We start from the raw sequence: 18268 nt of genomic DNA on the forward strand, positions 1-18268 counted from the left end.
ACGATCCGGAAAAGGGGAGCGAACAGGGTGCGGCAAACGATGCGCAGCGCCGCTGCGGGAATCGCGGTGGCCATGCTTGCCGGCGGCGCCTTCGGCGCCGCAGCGGGTGAGCTGCCGGACGGCGAGGCCACAGAAGGCAAGCGTTTTTACTGGAACGGGGTGACGTCGGACGGCGAACCCGTCCCCGCCATCGTCCAGGGCGACATCGAAAGCACCAGCGACAACTTCACCTGTGTCGGCTGCCACCGGCCGAGCGGGTTCGGCAGCAGCGAGGGCAGCACCTTCGTGCCGCCGATCACGGGTGAGGTGCTGTTCTCCGAGCGGCTGCTCAACCGTGAGCGCCGCAACCGCCGCTTCCGCGAGCTGTTCAAGCAGGAACATTCGAGCGGGTTCGACGCGCGCGTGCGCATGCCCAACATGCGCCCCGCCTACACCGAGGAAACCCTGGCGCGCGCGATCCGCGAGGGCACGGATTCCGCCGGCCGCACGCTGTCGGAAGCCATGCCGCGCTACAAGATGAGCGACCAGGCGGTCGCCAACCTCATCGCATACCTCAAGGACCTGTCCGCGGAAAAGGACCCGGGCGTCGGCGAGAAGACGATGCACCTGGCCACGGTGGTCGGGCCCAACGTCGACGAGAGCAAGGCGCAGGCGATGCTGCGCACGATGCGGGCGTTCATCGAATGGTACAACAAGGACATCCAGACCCAGATGAACAAGCCCAACTTCTCGCCGTACTACCGCTCGGAATTCGCCGACGCCTACCGCCTGTGGGACCTCCATGTCTGGCGTCTTGAGGGCGCCCCCTCCACCTGGCGCAAGCAGCTGGAAAAGCGCTACGAGAGGCGGCCGGTCTTTGCCGTGGTCAGCGGGCTCGTCGACGGCCCCTGGGCACCGGTCGACGGCTTCTGCGACAGCAACGGGATTCCTTGCGTCTTTCCCAACACCGTGTTGCCGGACACGGACGACGCGACCTATGGCTACAGTGTTTATTTCTCACCCGGCCTGGAGCTTGAAGGCGAAGCGCTGGCCGCGCACCTGAGCAATCAGGACCCGCAGCCGAAGCGTGTGCACCAGATTCATGCGGCCGACCCGGCGGGCACGGTGCCGGCGGACGCCTTCGCCGACAGGGCGGAACGGGCGCTGCCGGCGACGCGGATGACCTCAGCGGAAGTGGCCTCGCGCGACGCGCTCACGGCCGAAATCGCTGAGGCCGCGGACCGGGAGACGGACGTGCTGGCGATCTGGCCCGGGGATCACGTCGAGGCCGCGGTGGCGGCACTGAACGCGAACCCGCCCGCAGCCGAGCGCGTGGTTCTGCCCTCCACGGCGCTGGCAGCAGCGAAGGAAAAGCTGTCCGAGAAGTTGCGCCCCAAGGTTCGCCTCACCCATCCCTACGAGAAGCCGACCGGCTACCATCCGCGGTCCTTCCGCGTGCGCGCCTGGATGAACAGCCGCGGCATCGGTGTGTCGCACGAGCGCGTGCAGATGCAGACCTACTACGCGCTCACGCAGATGCAGTTCAGCGTCAATCACCTGGTGACGGACTTCTACCGGGACTACCTGCTGGAATACATTGAGCAGGAGGCCGAGGCCGAGCTGAACCCCGGTACGCATCCGGAACTGTCGCTGGGGCCGGGCGTGCGCTTCGCCTCCAACGGCGCCTACATCGTCAAGCTCGATCCCGACGCCAAGGATGGCTACAAGGCCGTGTCCGAGTGGATCGTGCCCTGAGGCGCGCGGCGCCCACCGCCGCGCGCCGTCACCCGGCCAGGACGTCCTGGTGGATGATGACGTCGGCGTCGGGGAAGGCGGTCTGGAGCTGGTGGTGGATCTCGTCCGCCACCGCCTTGGCCTCGGCGAGGGGCATGCGGCGGTCCAGCTCCAGGTGAAGCTGGATGAAGCGTTGCGGGCCGGAGGCGCGGGTGCGCAGGTCGTGCATGCCGCCCACCGACGGGTGGGCGAGCACGATGCGTGAAATTTCCTGGCGTTCGGCCTTCGGAAGCTCGCGGTCCATCAGCATGTCGAGCGCGTGGCGCCCGATGCCGGCGGCCGAAACCAGCAGGTAGACCGCGATTCCCACCGCCAGGGCCGGGTCGACCCAGGCCCAGCCGGTCTGTTGCCACACGACGAAGCCGGCGATGACGGCCAGGTTCGCCAGGACGTCGCCCAGGTAGTGCACGCTGTCGCCCTGGATCGCCAGCGAGCCCGTGCGCCGCACCACGCGGCGTTGATAGGCCACGAGCGCCAGGGTCGCGAGGATCGACGCCGCCATCACGGCCATGCCGATGGCCGGGGCCTGCACGGGCCGCGGCTCGATGAAGCGCTGCGCCGCGGCGATCACGAGGAACACGGCCGAGCCGGCGACGAAGGCGGCCTGCCCGAGCGAGGCGATGGGCTCCATCTTGCCGTGGCCGAAGCGGTGCTCGCGGTCGGCCGGCTGGAGCGCGTGGCGCACCGCCAGCAGCGTGATCAGCGAGGCCGCCGCGTCCAGCAGCGAGTCCACGAGCGTCGAGAGCAGGCTGACGGAGTCCGTCGCCAGCCACGCCCCCGTCTTGGCGACGATCAGGGTGCCCGCCGTGGAAACCGAGGCGATCGTGGCGCGGTGCATGGCCCGCGCGGTCGAGGCCCCGGCGACGGGCGGGCGATGGTCGGGGTCGGGCGGCTCCACGGCCGCACGGTGAGCGGGGTCGTGATCGTCGGGCTGGGCCAAGGGCGACGGCTCCGGCGCTCGGGCGTTGCGTCGCCACGTCTAGCCATGGGCGGGGATGTCCGCAATCCACCCGCGCCCGCGAACATGAAAAGGGGGAGGGCGCGAGCCCTCCCCCACGACGTGCGATCCGCTGGTCCGCCGGGTGGCGGTCAGTGGTAGCCCTCGCCCGGTCGGACCTTGCCGCGGAACACCCAGTAGCAATAGGCGGTGTAGGCCAGGATGACCGGAAGCAGAATCACCACGCCCACCAGCATGAAGATCAGCGAGGACTGCGCCGAGGCGCCTTCCCACACGCTGATCGCGTGGGGCACGACATACGGGTACAGGCTGATCCCCAGGCCCAGGTAGCTGAGCAGAAACGTCACGATGGCCAGCACGAAGGGCTGGATCTCGCGCCGCTTCTGCAGCGAGCGCCAGAGTTGAAGGATCGCCACGGCCGTGATGATGGGCACCGGCGACAGCAGCAGGATGTTGGGCCAGGAGAACCACGTGTCGCGGATCATCGGGTGCAGGAAGGGGGTCCAGATGCTCACCACGATGAGCGCGAGCACGACGCCGCCGAGCAGGTATTCGGCGCGCTCGTAGGCCCAGTCCTGCAGCTCGCCCTCGGTCTTCATGATCAGCCAGCCGGCGCCCAGCAGCCCGTAGCCGAGCATCAGCGCCAGGCCGCAGATGATCGAAAACGGCGTCAGCCAGTCGAACGCGCCGCCGGTGTAGACCGCCGTGGTCACATCGCCGACGGCCTGCGAGGTGATCTCCACCTGGAAGCCCTGGATGAAGGCGCCCAGCGTGATCCCCTGCATCAGCGTGGCGACCGCCGAGCCCCCGGCGAACGCCAGGTTCCACCAGTGCTTGTTCTGGTCCGCGGCCTTGGCGCGGAACTCGAACGCCACGCCCCGGAAGATCAGCCCCATCAGCATCAGGATGATGGGCAGGTAGAGCGCCGGCAGGATGGTCGAATAGGCCACCGGGAAGGCGGCGAGCAGGCCGCCGCCCCCCAGCACCAGCCAGGTCTCGTTGCCGTCCCACACGGGTGCGACGCTGTTCATCATCACGTCGCGCTCGCGCTCGCCGCGGGCGAAGGGGAACAGCAGGCCGATCCCCAGGTCGAAGCCATCCATGATGACGTACATCAACACGCCGACGGCGATCACGACGGACCAGATCGCGGGCAGCCAGAATTCCATGGCGCGCTTCTCCTTATTCCGCCGGGGCGGTGCTGTCGCTCACGGCCGAGAGCGGCCGCTTCGGGTGCCCGCCGGGCTCGGGGCGCTGATCCGCTTCGGGGCCCTTCATCGCCAGCCGGATCATGTAGAACATCCCGGCACCGAAGATGATGGTGTAGACGATCCCGAAGAGAATCAGGGTCGTCAGCACGCCGCCGCCGCTGAGCGACTGGGTCACGCCCTCGCTCGTGCGCATGATGCCGTGAACGATGTAGGGCTGGCGGCCGACCTCGGTGACGATCCAGCCCGTCAGCACGGCGATGAAGCCGAGCGGGATCGCCGATGCCTGGGCCCGCAGGAACCGGCGGCTCTGGAACAGCTTGCCGCGCCACAGCAGGAAGGCGCCGATCAGGCCCAGCGCGATCATGACCAGCCCGATGGCCACCATGATGCGGAAGGAATAGAACACCCAGCCCACGCTCGGCTGATCCTCGGGCGCCCACTCCTTCAGCCCCGTGACCTCGCCGGTCCAGGAGTGCTTCAGGATCATGCTGCCGAGATAGGGAATGCCGATCTCGAAGTGGTTGGTCTGCGCTTCCTGGTCGGGCACGGCGAACAGGATCAGCGGCGCGCCCGCCTTGGACTCCCAGTGGCCCTCCATGGCCGCGACCTTGCGCGGCTGATGCTCCTGGGTGTTGAGGCCGTGCAGGTCGCCGACGATCAGCTGCGCGGGCGCCATCACCGCCAGCAGGCCCACCGCCATGGCGCTCATGATGCGGCCGTGCTGCACGCTCTTGCGCTTGAGCAGGTACCACGCGCCGACGCCGCCGATCACCAGCGCGGTGGACAGGAAGGCCGCGAACAGCATGTGCACGAAGCGGTAGGGGAAGGACGGGTTGAAGATGATCGCCAACCAGTCCTCGGGGTAGAAGACGCCGTTGCGCAGCTCGAACCCGGCCGGCGTCTGCATCCACGAGTTGGCGGACAGGATCCAGAACGCGGACACCGACGTGCCGATGGCCACCAGCACCGTGGCGGTGAAGTGCATCCACCGCGGCACGCGGTTCCAGCCGAACAGCATGATGCCCAGGAAGGCCGCTTCCAAGAAGAAGGCCGTCAGCACCTCATAGGCCAGCAGCGGACCCATCACGGGCGAGGCGGCGTTGGAGAAGACGGCCCAGTTGGTGCCGAAGGAATAGGACATCACGATGCCCGACACCACGCCCATGCCGAAGGACACGGCGAAGATCTTGCTCCAGAAGCGGGCAAGCTCGTAGTAAACATCCCGGCCCGTCTTGAGCCACAACCCTTCCACGACCGCCAGCCAGGCCGACAGCCCGATGGTGAAGGCGGGGAAGAGGATGTGGAACGCGACGGTGAAGCCGAACTGGATGCGCGAGAGGATCAGCGGATCCATGATTGGTCTCCATCTCGACCCGGTTGGCTGTGGCCCCGCTGTTCCCACGAGGCTGTGCAAGACATAACCGCCGCCCGATGCCCCATCCAGGGCCATCGCCGCCGGCCGGGCGCGGCGCATGATCGCAGTCCAATCTTGCCCGACGCCGACGGCGCAGGCCAGTTAACTGTTCGTAGCGTGATATGCTTTGACCTGGATCAGAGCCGTTGGGCCGGCACGCTGGCAGGACATTCGCGGTATCCGCTCGCGGGGGTTTGCCCGACCCGGGTCGCCACGGCACGCTTTGCACGAAGGCCTTTCCGTCGCGGGAGGCGAGGATGACGGCTGCGGGGCGTGTGCGCATCGGCACGTCAGGCTGGAGCTACCGGCACTGGATCGGGCCGTTCTATCCCGAGGGCACAGCTTCCGGCGAGATGCTGGCGCGCTACGCGCGAACCTTCGACACGACGGAACTCAACAACACCTTCTACAATCTGCCCGACGCGGACAGCTTCGCGGCCTGGCGCGAGGGGGTGCCCGCGGGCTTTACCTTCGCGGTCAAGGCCAACCGCTACATCACCCACATGAAGAAGCTGAAGGACCCGGATCAAAGCACGGGCACCTTCTTCGAGGCCGCCGAGGTGCTGGGCGACCGGCTGGGGCCGATTCTGTTCCAGTTGCCGCCCAACATGGGCCTGAACCTGGGCCGGTTGCGCGCCTTTCTCGAAACGCTGCCGAGCGGCCATCGCTACGCCTTCGAGTTCCGCAACGACAGCTGGTACAACGACAGCGTTTTCGATCTGCTCACGCGCCAAGACGCCGCGCTCGTCATCGCCGACATGGGCGGGCGGACCACGCCCGTCCGCGCGACGGCGTCCTTCGTCTACCTGCGCCTGCACGGCCCGGGGCAAACGGCCTACACCGGCAGCTACGACGCGGCGGCGCTGGCGGGGTGGCGCGACCGCATCGCCGCGTGGCGGGATGACGGCCGGGACGTGTACTGCTTTTTCGACAACGACGAATCCGGCCACGCGGCGATGAACGCGCAGGCGCTGCAGACCATGCTGACCGGCTGACGGGCGTCAGCCCATCGCGGCGCTTCGGGGCCGGGATTCAGATGCCGTTCCCTGCATCCCGATGTGTGTCGGGCGGATCCTCGCTTTCGGTGCCGCGCTCGCGGTCGGCAAGGGTGCGGGTGAGCTGGGCGAGGGCGTGGCGCTTGCGTTCGTCGGTGATGTCCGAGAAGTTCCGCGCCATGTCCAGGCACAGGCGCTGGCTGGCATCCTGGCTCACAGCCGTGTCGTCCAGGCCTTGATAGAAGTAGCCGACCTCGACATCGAGGACGCGGGCGAGTTGATAGAGGCGCCCGGCGGAAATACGGTTCAGGCCGCGCTCGTACTTGTGCGCCTGCTGATAGGTGATACCCAGGCGGTCGGCCAGTTGGTGCTGGGTCATGCCCAGCATGATGCGGCGCTGACGGATGCGGCCCCCGACGTGGGTGTCGATCTCGCGCGTGTCGGACGGCGAAGGCACGCTGGACCCCCTGCGCGTGGTTCCCCAACCCTGAGATGCACGCCCATGTATGGAACCGATCCAGCCGGGAAGCAAGGAAAAGTGGTGTTTTGAATGGGGTATGCCCGCAAAGCGGGAATCTCCCGAATACGGGTTTACACCATTAGGCTAACGCGGCGCGCAAGCTCGGCGCCGTCGGGGGGCATTTGAACGGGTCGCCGATACGCCATCGCGGCGCGCGGCGCCAGCGCGGGGCGGACTTTGGGCGGCGGCGTTTCGTGGAACAGGCTGGCGAACGCGCTGTTCGACAAGTCCAGCCCGAATCGCGGTGCACCGTGAAGCTGGGCCCCCGCGCTCGCGAAGCTGCGCTCGAGGCTGGTGGTGAAGGTTTCGCCGCCGCCGCGGCGCTGGTCGTCGGTCGGATCTTCGTGGTTGTCGGTGCTGAGCGTTTCGGCGATGGCCGGAATCGCTGGCGCGAACCGGCCCGGAACCTCGTGCCGATGCGCTTGCGTCACCGTGCTGGGAAGACCGTAGGCCGGCACCGTGACCATTGCCGTCTCCTGCGCAGCGTGTGCCGCCAGGATTCGCGATCACCCGACTCGCATCAAGGCCGCCCGCATCCCCCGTTCGGTGGGCTGCAAAGTGGACCACCCGTGGTGCGGTTACGTTTTCTTAAACCCCCAACGCCTAACCTTGATGGTCGTAGGTGCGCGCGTGCCATCGCGCGACGACACGGGAGCGGTCAGGAGGCCGGGGTGGCGCAGGCACGCCGAGACGGCGGCAACGGCGACCCGAGCGATCCGGTTCACGCTGCGGTCGCGGCCGCGGGCGATCTCGTTTGCGCGTGGGATCTCGATGGCGACGGGGTTCGCTGGCACGGGGCCGTAACGGCGGTGTTTGGCCAGCACGCGGACAGCCCCCCGGCCACCGGCGAGGACCTGATTGCGCGCATCCATCCCGAGGACGTGGGCCGCCGGCAGCAGTCCATGGACGCGCACCTGTCCAATGGCGCCCTGCACGACTGCGAGTACCGCCTGGATACCGGCGACGGGATCTACCACTGGGTCCACGAACGCGGCGCGGCACAGCAGGGTCAGGCGGGAACGACGCTGTTGGCCACCTTGCGGCTGGTCGACGACCGCAAGGCCATGGAAGCGCGCCTGGAATACTTCGCCAATTACGACGATCTCACCGGCCACTTCAACAAGCACCGGCTGCGGCAGGCGCTCGACCAGGCCCTGGCGGAGGCCGGGCGCTTCGGCACCACGGGCGCGTTCGCCGTGGTCGGCATCGACCAGCTCGCCATGATCAACACGGCCTACGGGCCCGAGACCGGCGACGCCGTGCTCGTGCGCGTCGGCGAGCGGCTGGACGCCAGCCTGCGCGCCGCCGACGTCATCGGCCGCATCGGCGGCGACCGCCTGGGCGTCGTCCTCATGCGCTGCGACGAGAACGAGGCCATGCGCGTGGCCGAGCGCGCGGTGGCGGACATTCGCCGCACGCCGATCGACACGCCCTCGGGCCCGCTGCGCGTGACCGTTTCCGCGGGCGTCGTGGTGTTTCCCACGCAGTCGCACAGCAGCTACGACCTCATGGCCAAGGCGGACAGCGCCCTCCACCAGGCCAAGAACATGGGGCGCAACTGCGCCGGCTTTTACCAGCTTACCGAGGAGCAGCGCCGCGCCTACCAGATCTCGCTGGACACCGGCGCGGAGGTGCAGGAGGCGCTCAAGGAAGGCCGGATCACCTTCGCGTATCAACCCGTTGTGCGGGCGCGGTCCCACGACGTGCAGTTCTACGAATGCCTGCTGCGGCTGCAGCGGCGCGACGGCGAGATCCTCACGGCCGGGCGCTTCGTGCCCGTGATCGAGCAGCTCGGGCTCATGCGTTCCCTGGACCGCCGGGTGCTGGACCTGGCGGTGGATCAGTTGCGGGCGCAGCCGGACATCATGCTGGCGATCAACATCTCGGCGCTGACGGCGGGCGACCGCTCGTGGCTGCGCGCGCTCATCAGCAAGCTCAAGGGCCGGCCCGACGTGGCGCGGCGCCTTATCGTCGAGATCACGGAAACCACCGCCCTCAAGGACCTCGACGAGACCGCCTTCTTTGCCGAAACGGTGCGCGAGCTCGGCTGCAAGCTGGCGCTGGACGACTTCGGCGCAGGCTTCACCACCTTCCGGCATCTGAAGTCGCTGACCGTCGACGTGGTGAAAATCGACGGCTCCTTCGTGCGCAACATCGCGGTGGAGCCACAGAACAAACTGTTCGTGCGCAACCTCGTCGGGCTGGCGCGCTCGCTCGAGCTGGCGGTCGTGGGGGAGTGCACGGAAAACGCCGAGGAGGCACGGATCCTGGCGGACGAAGGCGTCGATCTGCTGCAGGGCTTCTACTTCGGCCGGCCGAGCGTGGAGCGCCCGTGGGCGGTTCCGGCGGACGGCAGTGCCACCATGACGCCCGCGCTGGGTGCGCACAGCGGCGACCCGCAGCCCGGCTGAGCAGCACGCGACGGTTCGTCGGCGCCGACCACGTGCCCGCGCGGGTTACTGCGTGTTCGGGTCCTTGGTGGATGCGCCTTCGTCGCCGCCCTGCTCGCGGGTCAGCTGCTCGATCTTTTCCTGAAGCGTGTTGACCTGCTTCTGCAACTCGGCGAGCGACTGCTCGTCCTGGCCTTCGCGGGCCGTGTCCGGCTGCCGGCGCTGGCCTTCGCTCTCGGCCGCCGATTCCCCTTCGCCCTGCTGGTTCGCGCCGGTGCCGAAGGGTGAGAACATGCGCATCGCGCTTTCCATCAGCGCCGCGTTCTGCCGCCCGAGTTCCTGCAGGTTGCCGCTGAACGGGAACATCCCGCTCATCGTTTCCTGCATCTGCTCGCGCATGCGCTCCTGATTGGCGGCGAAGGCCGACATCATCTGCTCCAGGTAGGCGGGCACCACGGTTTGCATGCTGTCGCCGTAGAAGCTGATGAGTTGACGCAGGAAGCTGATGGGCAGCAGATTGGTGCCCTTCGCCTCTTCCTCGACGATGATTTGGGTGAGGACGGAGCGCGTGATGTCCTCGCCCGTCTTGGCGTCATAGACGGCGAAGTCGACCTCGTCCCGCACCATCTGGCGCAGGTGCTCGAGCGTGACATAGCTGCTGGTCGCGGTGTTGTAGAGCCGCCGGTTGGCGTATTTCTTGATGACGACGATGTCGTTCGCCTTGTTGCCGCGGGCTTTACCACCCGACGTTTCTCGTGCCATGAAAGTCTCCGCCTGCCGGCTCACCGCGAGCGCGCGTGCTCTATGGGAATCACGACCTAAATCTGTGAGCGTGCACAACTCGCTGTCAACGCCGTCCTGCATGCCCGTTATTGTGCGCTGCGACATCAATGCTGGTCAGCTTGCGCGAAGGGCGTTAAACTCGTGCGGCCATGACCGAGCGCACCGACCCCGACGACCTTGCGCGGCGCTACCTGGATCTGTGGCAGGATCAGGTCTCGGCGCTGGCGAACGATCCCGCGACGGCGGACGCGTTGGCGCGCTTCTGGGCGGCGATGGGGCTGTGGGGCGGCACGCCCGCCGGCGGCCAGCCTGCGGGAAGCGGCGGGTTCGCTGGCCCCGCGGCCGCGCCCGCCGCGCTCTTGACGGCGATGCAGACGGCTTGGGGGCAGACCGCTTGGGGGACGCCCGCGCATGACGGAAGCGGCGGGCCCGCCGCGCCAGGGGCCGCGGCCGCTGCCGGTGCATCTGGCGGCGGCGCTGACGACCTGGACGACATCCGCCGCCGTCTGGCCGCTCTGGAAGAGCGGCTCGCTGCCCTCGAGTCCACAGGTGGCGGAAACGGCGGCGCGGCTGAGGACTGACCTCGCCGACGCCGATCCGGTCGCTTTCAACGCGGCGCTGCAGCGGTCCCTGATCGCCCGGCAGCACGCCCTGCTCGATGGCATCGAAGCCTACCGCAGCCACCCCTATCGCCGCGACATCGCTGAGCCGCCCGCGATCTGGCGCGAGGGGACGACGCGCTTGCTCGACTACGGCGCCGTGCCGGGCGGGCCGGGATCCGACGCGCCCGCCATCCTGGCGATCCCCTCGCTCATCAACCGCGCCTACATCCTCGACCTCAAGGCCGACACCAGCCTGCTGCGCCACCTGGCGGCCAGCGGCCTGCGCCCGCTGCTGGTGGACTGGGACGCGCCCGGCGAGGTCGAGCGCGGCTTCGACCTCACGGCCTACATCGCCGGCCGGCTGGAGGCGGCGCTGGATGCGGCGCGCGAAGCCGCGGGCGGCCGGCCGCTGGTGGTGCTCGGCTACTGCATGGGCGGGCTGCTGGCCCTGGCGTTGGCGCAGCGCCGCCCGCGCGACGTGGCGGGCCTGGCGCTGCTGGCGACGCCGTGGGACTTCCACGCCACCAACCCGGGGCAGGCGCGCCTCGCCGCGCAGGCGGCCACGGCGATGGAGCCGCTGATGCAGACGATGGGCGAGTTGCCCACGGACGCGGTGCAGACCTTTTTCGCCGGGCTCGACCCCATGACGGCGGCGCGCAAGTTTACCGCCTTCGCCCGCATGCCCGGCGGCAAGCGCGCCGAGCGCTTTGTTGCCGTGGAGGACTGGTTGAACGACGGCGTGCCCCTGGCGGCGCCCGCGGCGCGCGCGTGTTTGCACGGGTGGTACGGCGCCAACACACCCGCGCGGGGGCAATGGCGCGTCGCGGGGCGGCCCGTGGACCCGGCGGCTGTGCGCTGTCCCGCCTTCGCGCTGGTGCCGCGGGCCGACCGCATCGTGCCGCCGGAAAGCGCCTTGGCGCTCACCCAACAGCTCGCCGACGTTCGGGTGGAAACGCCCGAGCTGGGCCACATCGGCATGGTCACGAGCAGCCGGGCGGCGGACGCCGCCTGGAAACCGCTGCGCGACTGGCTGCACGCCACGCTCGGCACGGCCGCGCCGATTGTGCAGCGCACCTAGACGCGTGCGCGCTTTGGCCGCACAATTCCGCCGACAGGACCCGGCCGGCGGCGAACGCCGGCCGCAGTGTATCGAGGGAGGATGGACCCCATGACCGTCTCTGCCGACGCCAGTGCCGGCGGCACCGAGGACATCGTCATCGCCGGGGGCGCGCGCACCCCCGTGGGCGCCTTCAACGGCGGCCTGGCTGCGCTTTCTGCAGCCGAACTCGGCACCGTGGCCATCAAGGAAGCGCTGAAGCGCGCCAACTGCGAGCCCAGCGACGTCGACGAAGTGGTGCTGGGCCAGATCCTCACCGCCGCCACCGGCATGGGCCCGGCGCGTCAGGCGGCGATCTGGGCCGGCATTCCGCAGGAGCGCACGGCCTACGCGCTCAACCAGCTCTGCGGCTCGGGGCTGCGCAGCGTCGCCCAGGGGCTGCAGGCGATCCAGACCGGCGCCGCCAACATCGTGGTCGCCGGCGGGCAGGAGAGCATGACCCAGGCGCCGCACGCCGCGCACCTGCGCTCGCCGCACAAGATGGGCGACGTGAAGTTCGTCGACACGATGATCAAGGACGGCCTGTGGGACGTCTTCAACGGCTATCACATGGGCGGCACGGCCGAGAACGTCGCGCGCCAGTGGCAGATCACGCGCGAGGAGCAGGACCAGTTCGCCGCGCAGTCGCAGCAGCGCGCCGAGGCGGCGCAGCAGGCCGGCCGCTTCCAGGAGGAGATCGTCCCCGTCACCATCAAGACCCGCAAGGGTGAGCAGACGGTCGACACCGACGAGCATCCCCGCCACGGCACCACCACGGAATCGCTCGCCGGCATGAAGCCCGCCTTCGAGAAGGAGGGCAGCGTCACCGCCGGCAACGCCTCCGGCATCAACGACGGCGCCGCCGCCGTGACCGTGATGAAGGCCGGCGAGGCCGAGCGCCGCGGCGTCAAGCCGCTGGGCCGGATCGTGTCCTGGGCGACCTGCGGCGTCGACCCGTCGATCATGGGCGTGGGCCCCATCCCGGCCAGCCGCAAGGCCCTGGAGAAGGCGGGCTGGAGCGTCGGCGACCTCGACCTCGTCGAAGCCAACGAGGCCTTCGCCGCCCAGTCCATCGCGGTCGTGAAGGACCTGGGACTGGACCCCGACAAGGTGAACGTGAAGGGCGGCGCCATCGCGCTGGGCCATCCCATCGGCGCGTCGGGCTGCCGCATCCTGGTGACCTTGCTGCACGAGATGAAGCGCCGCGACGTCCACAAGGGGCTGGCGACGCTGTGCATCGGCGGCGGCATGGGCATCGCGATGTGCATCGAGCGGTAATCCGCGTGGGTTAGCGCCCGCGCGCCATGCGCGGCTCTCTTTCCAGCGTTCGTTTAACGTGATCCCATGGGATACGGATGCGAAACCCCCGGCCGCGCCATTGCGGCGGGGCCGGGGAAAGCTGGACAGGGAGGGACGAGCATGGCGCGTGTGGCTCTGGTTACCGGCGGCACCCGTGGCATCGGCCACGCCATCTGCGTCGCGTTGCGCGACGAAGGCTACCAGGTGGCCGCCAACTACGGCGGCAACGACGACGCCGCACGGGCGTTCCGCGAGGAGACGGGCATCCCCGTCTACAAGTTCGACGTCAGCGACTTCGAGGCCGTCCGGGGCGGGATCCAGCAGGTGGAAAACGACCTCGGCCCCGTGGACGTGTTGGTGAACAACGCCGGCATCACCAAGGACACCACACTCCACAAGATGGCGCCGGAGCAGTGGACCGACGTCATCAACACCAACCTCAATTCCGTCTTCAATTGCTCGCGCAACGTGATCGAGGGCATGCGCGAGCGCGGCTTCGGGCGCATCATCTGTATTTCCTCGATCAACGGGCAGAAGGGCCAGTTCGGCCAGGGCAACTACGCCGCCGCCAAGGCGGGCATCCTCGGCTTCGTCAAGTCGCTGGCGCTGGAAAACGCCAACAAGGGTGTCACGGTGAACGCCGTCGCGCCGGGCTACATCGGCACCGACATGGTGCAGAAGATGCCCCAGAAGGTGATCGACGAGAAAATCCTGCCGCACATCCCGGTGGGCCGGCTGGGCGAGCCCGAGGAGATCGCGCGCTGTGTCGCCTTCCTGGCGCGCGACGATTCCGGCTTCATCACCGGCTCCACGCTGACGGCCAACGGCGGGCAGTACATGATCTGACACCCTGGCCGTTTGACGGGGCGACGCGGCGCCGTTCCGGCTGCGGGACGGCGCCGTTTGCGTTCGGGCCGGTGCGGCTGTTGGCTGGCGGCAGCACAATCCACGAATGCGGGAGGACAAGCGGCATGATTCGCGCATTGGCGAGCGTCCTGGCGGCCCTGGCCGTGGCGGCGGTGCTGCCCGTGAGCGCAGCGGCCCAGGACCGCGGGCTGGAGGTCGTTGCCGAGCTCGAGCAGCCGCCGGGCAACGTCGCCGTCACGCCGGGCGGGCAGGTCGTCTTCAGCCAGCACCAGTTCTACGGCCCCGAGCACCGCGTGGTGACGCTCACGGATGAGGGCGTGGAACCCTTCCCGAACGAGACGTGGGCGACGCCGCCGGGGCGGGACGGGAAGGGCCTGCACGCCGTGCTCGGGCTCGTCGCCGATCAGCGCGGCATCGTCTGGATGGCCGACAACGGCGCGCCGCAGCCGCGCATCGTCGCCTGGGATACGCGCCGCGACCGCCTGCACCGCGTCATCACGCTGCCGCGCCACGCCGCGCCCAAGGGGTCCTTCCCCAACGACCTCGCGGTCGATCCCGCTCACGACGCGCTCTACCTGGCGGACTTCGGCGGCCCCGAGCCGGCGCTGATCGTCGTGGACCTGGAAACCGGCCATGCGCGCCGCGTGCTCGCCGGGCACGAAACCGTGGTGCCCGAGGACGTCGACATGACCGTCGAGGGCGGCGTCGTGACCCAGGGCGCGAGCGCCGACGCCGAGCCGGCGCGCGTGGGGGTGAACCCGATCGCGATCGATCCCAGCAACACCTGGGTCTACTACGGCGCCATGAACGGGACCAAGGTGTACCGCGTGCGCGCGGCGGATCTTCTCGACGCCGAACTGAGCCGCGAGGAACTGGCCGCGCGGATCCAGACCTACGGCGACAAGCCGGTCAGCGACGGCATCACAATCGACGCTGATGGCAACGTCTACATCACCGATCTGGGCCACAACGCTGTGGGCGTGACGCGCCCCGACGGCACCTACGACCGCCTGATCCGGGACGACCGTTTGCTGTGGCCGGACGGCTTCGCCATGGGCCCCGACGGGCACGCCTACGTCACGGTGAACCAGCTCCACCGCGCGCCCTTCCTGAACAAGGGCAAGAACACGGCCGAGCCGCCCTACTACGTGATGCGCTTCGAGCCGGTCGGGCGGGCCGTGGTCGGGCGGTAACCGCCGCCCGGCCACGTCCGCCGTTGCACCGCCCCCGATTCGGCACCGTCGGGCCATCGCAGCGTCATCCCGATTACAATACCGCCAATAATGTCATTTCTGATGCCGGTACATATGCCAGAAAGTTTATCAAAGTTTTTCGTTGAAGAAGCCCGAAGGGCGTCGGCGATGGTCCGATGTGCGTATCAGCAGCGTGAGCGCTGAATCGCAGAATCCGTGTCAAAAGCGTATCGGGGCTTGCCGGGCGGCCTGTGGACAGGTACCCGAAAGGAGAACGCGTGGCGGGATTGGTGGGGCGTCATGGCGGATCGCGGCAGGACCTACGACCCGGCCTTCGTGGAAAAGCTCCGGCGCACGCTCGCGGAGAAGGCGGAGGAGGCGCCGCCGCGAGACGCCTACACCACGCGCGAGGCCGTGCGCCAGATGCGCGACGAGATCCGCGCCATGGAGCAGGCGGGCTGGCGGCGCGAGCAGATCGTCGAGGTGCTCCGCGAGCAGGGCTTCCACGTCACGGTGAACACCCTGCGCACCTATTTGCGCGACCCCGGCAAGGCGGAGGATCTCGCCGCCGGCCGCGGGCAGCAGGGGCAGCGGCGCGGGCAGCGAGCGCCCGCGAACACCAGCCGCAGCGAGGCGGCGCGCCGGCATTCCGGGTTCGACGAGGACGTCTAGGGGCCCTATCCGGGCGAGCGATTCCGGCGACGTGTCAGATGCAGAAGCGAGGAGCCAGATGGCACAGAAGAAGAAGCGTCGCGCCATTTTCGTGATCGGCGAAAAGGGCGGCAGCGGCAAGACCACCTTCGCGCGCGCGCTGCTGGACCGGCTGCGCCGCGACAAGAAGACGGTCGCCGCCTACGACGGCGACGGCGCGGTCGGGCAGTTCTTCCAGTACTACGGTCAGCGCGACGAGGAGGGCCAGCTCCTCACCCAGCAGTCGGCGACGGAAGGCGTTGTGCCCTTCGATGTGCGCGACGAGCACCAGCGCGACACCCTGATGAACGTGCTGGACGAAACGGACCACCCCGACGCCATCCTGGTGGACTTGCCGGGCGGCTCGCTGCCCGAGATGAAGCGCCTGTTCGCGGGCGGCGCGCCCGCGCTCATGCAGGAATACGCCAGCGAGGGCTTCACGCCCGTGATCGCGGTGGTGATGAGCCCGCTGCTGGGCTCCGCGCGCTCGGTGAAGGAGGCCATCGACGAATTCGGCACCGTGCCCGAGTACGTGGCGATCAAGAACCTCGGCTTCGGCGAGGCCGCCGACTTCATCCTGTTCGATGGCTACACCGATCCCGAAACCGGCGAGGTCCGCGGCGGCAAGGGCAAGGCGGCGCTGGAATGGATGGACGGCGCCGTGGTGGAGATGCCCTATCTGAAGTCGCGCACCTACGCGCTGATGGACCTCTACAGCATGACCTTCTCGGAGGCGGTCAGCGACCGGCGCCTGACGCGCGCCGACCGCAGCCGCGTCCAGCACTGGATGAAGGGCTTCGACGAGGCGCTGGACAACGCCAAGTCCATCCTTGGCACCGGCTGAGGCTGGTTCCGCGCCGGTCGCCCCGACAGGCCGCCGTCGGGGCGCCCGACGGTTTCCACACGGCCCGCTCGTGCGCGCGAGCGGGCCGTTTTTTCGACCTGTGCCGGCTTCTATCACGAAAATATGAAGGCGCTCCCCGCTTGGTGCGGCGCTGCAGCGTGGCAGCCTGCCCCCATGTATCGGCCCCGCTGGCGGCCGACGACGCACCAAAACGGGGAGGCGTTGATGACGGAAGTGACCATGAGCCGGCGCGTGCCGGCTCCGGCGGACGATGTCTGGGAACTGGTCGGTGGCTTTTTCCGGCTCGCCGACTGGCATCCGGCGGTGAGCGCGAGCGAGCCCGGCGACGACGAGAACACCCGCCGGCTGACGCTCGGCGACGGCAGCCAGATCGTCGAGGAACTCGTGAACAACGACGACGGCAGCCGCACCTACACCTACACGATGGTTCATCCGGGCCCGCTGCCGGTGAGCAACTACAAGGGCACCATCCACGTCGAGCCCGACGGCCAGGAGGCCGTGGTCACCTGGTCCAGCACCTTCGATCCGGTGGGCGAGGCCGAGCAGGCCCAGCAGGCCCTTCAGGACGTCTACGCCGCGGGCCTGGACAACCTGCGCAAGCTGTTTTCGCGCTGACCGCCGCGCTTGCCGGCGCCGGGGCGGCTCGACAGGGAAACTTCTTCGGCGCAAGATTGTCCTGGTCGGGCATCAGTCCCGGTTGCCGCCGGGCCGCCCCCACGGTGCCGGCCGGTTGGTTTGCTGCGCAGGGGGTTGGCATGTGCAACGTGATCGCCGGGCAGGACCCCGGCAGCTACGCCTACAAGACGCGATCGGTGCGCTTGGCGGGCTATGCCACCAGCATCCGGCTGGAAGCCCAGTTCTGGGAAATCCTGGACGAGATCGCCGCCATCCAGGGCATGACCACGCCGCGCTTCCTCGCCCGCTTGTATGAAGAGGCGCTGGAGATCCACGGCGAGGTCAGCAATTTCACCTCGCTGTTGCGCAATGCGTGCGTGCTGTATTTGAAGAACCCCGACGCCATCCGCGGCGCGGCCGATGCTCCCGCGCCAGGCGATGCGGCCGCGGCGCGCGAAGCGGCGGTGTAGTAGCCGGCTACCACCACGGCGCTGGCTCGTGGGGTAGCCTGACCTCACGAGCACAGCACCATGGGAGTGGATATGGCCAAGGCGATCCACATGATGATCCGCGTCCTCGACGCGGACCGTTCCATCGATTTTTACAACAAGGCCTTCGGGTTGCAGGTGGCTGACCGGTTCGATCTCGGCAGTGCCTCGCTGATCTACCTGCGCAATGAGGAAAACGATTTCGAAATCGAGTTGACCGTCAATCACGGCCGCGAAGAGCCCTACGATCTGGGCGACGGCTACGGCCACGTGGCCTTCGCGGTGGACGACCTGGACGCCGAGCACGCGCGCTTTCAGCAGCTCGGTCTGAAGCCCCAGGACATCAAGGAGATCAACACCGACGCGGGTCTGTCGGCGCGGTTCTTCTTCGTCCAGGACCCGGACGGCTACAAGATCGAAGTGCTCCAACGGAAAGGCCGTTTTCAATAAACGGCGCCCCGCGGGACGCGGTCACCGCGTCCCGAGCATGCAAGAACAATGGGACGCGG

General features: G+C 68.6%; 19 protein-coding genes. 13 read left to right on the plus strand and 6 right to left on the minus strand.

The features are described 5' to 3' along the window. Positions 1-39: 39 nt before the first annotated feature. Positions 40-1734, plus strand: a complete 1695-nt coding sequence (locus tag BLQ43_RS13525) for a c-type cytochrome (protein WP_090022203.1) — start codon at positions 40-42, stop codon at positions 1732-1734. A 28-nt stretch (positions 1735-1762) separates the two neighbouring features. Here the strand turns inward: BLQ43_RS13525 and BLQ43_RS13530 are convergent, their stop codons facing one another. The 3 genes from BLQ43_RS13530 to BLQ43_RS13540 all read right to left on the minus strand — a co-directional run bounded on the left by BLQ43_RS13530 (position 1763) and on the right by BLQ43_RS13540 (position 5296). Beyond that, on the minus strand, positions 1763-2713 hold the full coding sequence (locus BLQ43_RS13530) for a cation diffusion facilitator family transporter (protein WP_245659593.1): 951 nt from the start codon (positions 2711-2713) through the stop codon (positions 1763-1765). A 149-nt stretch (positions 2714-2862) separates the two neighbouring features. Next, positions 2863-3900 (minus strand): cytochrome d ubiquinol oxidase subunit II, encoded by a 1038-nt coding sequence (gene cydB, locus BLQ43_RS13535; protein WP_090022206.1) that lies wholly within the window; start codon positions 3898-3900, stop codon positions 2863-2865. Positions 3901-3913: 13 nt separating this feature from the next. Continuing rightward, on the minus strand, positions 3914-5296 hold the full coding sequence (locus BLQ43_RS13540; RefSeq protein ID WP_090022211.1) for a cytochrome ubiquinol oxidase subunit I: 1383 nt from the start codon (positions 5294-5296) through the stop codon (positions 3914-3916). Positions 5297-5613: 317 nt separating this feature from the next. Between BLQ43_RS13540 and BLQ43_RS13545 the strand changes: the two genes are divergently transcribed. Further along, the gene (locus tag BLQ43_RS13545) at positions 5614-6351 is read left to right on the plus strand and encodes a DUF72 domain-containing protein (protein WP_090022215.1); all 738 of its coding nucleotides are present in this window, start codon (positions 5614-5616) and stop codon (positions 6349-6351) included. Positions 6352-6388: 37 nt separating this feature from the next. Here BLQ43_RS13545 and BLQ43_RS13550 read toward each other — a convergent pair whose 3' ends face one another. Both BLQ43_RS13550 and BLQ43_RS14695 read right to left on the minus strand, forming a co-directional pair. Continuing rightward, positions 6389-6808 carry a helix-turn-helix domain-containing protein gene (locus tag BLQ43_RS13550; protein ID WP_218119221.1) on the minus strand — a complete coding sequence of 140 codons (420 nt, stop codon included), beginning with the start codon at positions 6806-6808 and terminating at the stop codon, positions 6389-6391. A gap of 134 nt (positions 6809-6942) precedes the next feature. Continuing rightward, positions 6943-7338 (minus strand): hypothetical protein, encoded by a 396-nt coding sequence (locus BLQ43_RS14695; protein ID WP_176758689.1) that lies wholly within the window; start codon positions 7336-7338, stop codon positions 6943-6945. 204 nt (positions 7339-7542) lie between these two features. On the opposite strand from BLQ43_RS14695, the gene BLQ43_RS13560 reads away from it, so the two are divergent. Further along, on the plus strand, positions 7543-9282 hold the full coding sequence (locus tag BLQ43_RS13560) for a putative bifunctional diguanylate cyclase/phosphodiesterase (protein WP_176758690.1): 1740 nt from the start codon (positions 7543-7545) through the stop codon (positions 9280-9282). Positions 9283-9327: 45 nt separating this feature from the next. Here BLQ43_RS13560 and phaR read toward each other — a convergent pair whose 3' ends face one another. Further along, a complete protein-coding gene (gene phaR / locus BLQ43_RS13565) occupies positions 9328-10023 on the minus strand; it encodes a polyhydroxyalkanoate synthesis repressor PhaR (RefSeq protein WP_090022275.1) in 696 nt (231 codons plus the stop codon). A 170-nt stretch (positions 10024-10193) separates the two neighbouring features. On the opposite strand from phaR, the gene BLQ43_RS14765 reads away from it, so the two are divergent. The 10 genes from BLQ43_RS14765 (at position 10194) to BLQ43_RS13610 (ending at position 18209) form a co-directional block, all read left to right on the plus strand. Then, entirely contained in the window at positions 10194-10625 is a 432-nt protein-coding gene (locus BLQ43_RS14765; protein ID WP_218119222.1) for a hypothetical protein, read from the plus strand. Further along, complete coding sequence (locus BLQ43_RS13570; protein WP_218119223.1) at positions 10594-11724, plus strand: alpha/beta fold hydrolase; 1131 nt, start codon at positions 10594-10596, stop codon at positions 11722-11724. Before BLQ43_RS14765 ends, BLQ43_RS13570 begins: the two co-directional genes overlap by 32 nt. Before the next feature lie 90 nt (positions 11725-11814). Next, positions 11815-13020 (plus strand): acetyl-CoA C-acetyltransferase, encoded by a 1206-nt coding sequence (locus BLQ43_RS13575; protein ID WP_090022233.1) that lies wholly within the window; start codon positions 11815-11817, stop codon positions 13018-13020. Positions 13021-13161: 141 nt separating this feature from the next. After that, complete coding sequence (phbB, locus tag BLQ43_RS13580; RefSeq protein ID WP_090022239.1) at positions 13162-13887, plus strand: acetoacetyl-CoA reductase; 726 nt, start codon at positions 13162-13164, stop codon at positions 13885-13887. Between the two features lie 125 nt (positions 13888-14012). Next, a complete protein-coding gene (locus tag BLQ43_RS13585; RefSeq protein ID WP_090022243.1) occupies positions 14013-15101 on the plus strand; it encodes an SMP-30/gluconolactonase/LRE family protein in 1089 nt (362 codons plus the stop codon). Positions 15102-15401: 300 nt separating this feature from the next. Continuing rightward, a complete protein-coding gene (locus BLQ43_RS13590; RefSeq protein WP_090022248.1) occupies positions 15402-15773 on the plus strand; it encodes a hypothetical protein in 372 nt (123 codons plus the stop codon). A 58-nt stretch (positions 15774-15831) separates the two neighbouring features. After that, on the plus strand, positions 15832-16635 hold the full coding sequence (locus tag BLQ43_RS13595) for a nucleotide-binding protein (RefSeq protein WP_090022252.1): 804 nt from the start codon (positions 15832-15834) through the stop codon (positions 16633-16635). Between the two features lie 225 nt (positions 16636-16860). Next, the gene (locus BLQ43_RS13600) at positions 16861-17271 is read left to right on the plus strand and encodes an SRPBCC family protein (RefSeq protein WP_176758691.1); all 411 of its coding nucleotides are present in this window, start codon (positions 16861-16863) and stop codon (positions 17269-17271) included. A gap of 140 nt (positions 17272-17411) precedes the next feature. Beyond that, on the plus strand, positions 17412-17741 hold the full coding sequence (locus BLQ43_RS13605) for a ribbon-helix-helix domain-containing protein (protein WP_090022260.1): 330 nt from the start codon (positions 17412-17414) through the stop codon (positions 17739-17741). 60 nt (positions 17742-17801) lie between these two features. Beyond that, positions 17802-18209 (plus strand): VOC family protein, encoded by a 408-nt coding sequence (locus BLQ43_RS13610; RefSeq protein ID WP_437123485.1) that lies wholly within the window; start codon positions 17802-17804, stop codon positions 18207-18209. Positions 18210-18268 lie beyond the last annotated feature (59 nt).

The organism is Limimonas halophila (genome assembly GCF_900100655.1).
GTDB lineage: Bacteria > Pseudomonadota > Alphaproteobacteria > Kiloniellales > Rhodovibrionaceae > Limimonas > Limimonas halophila.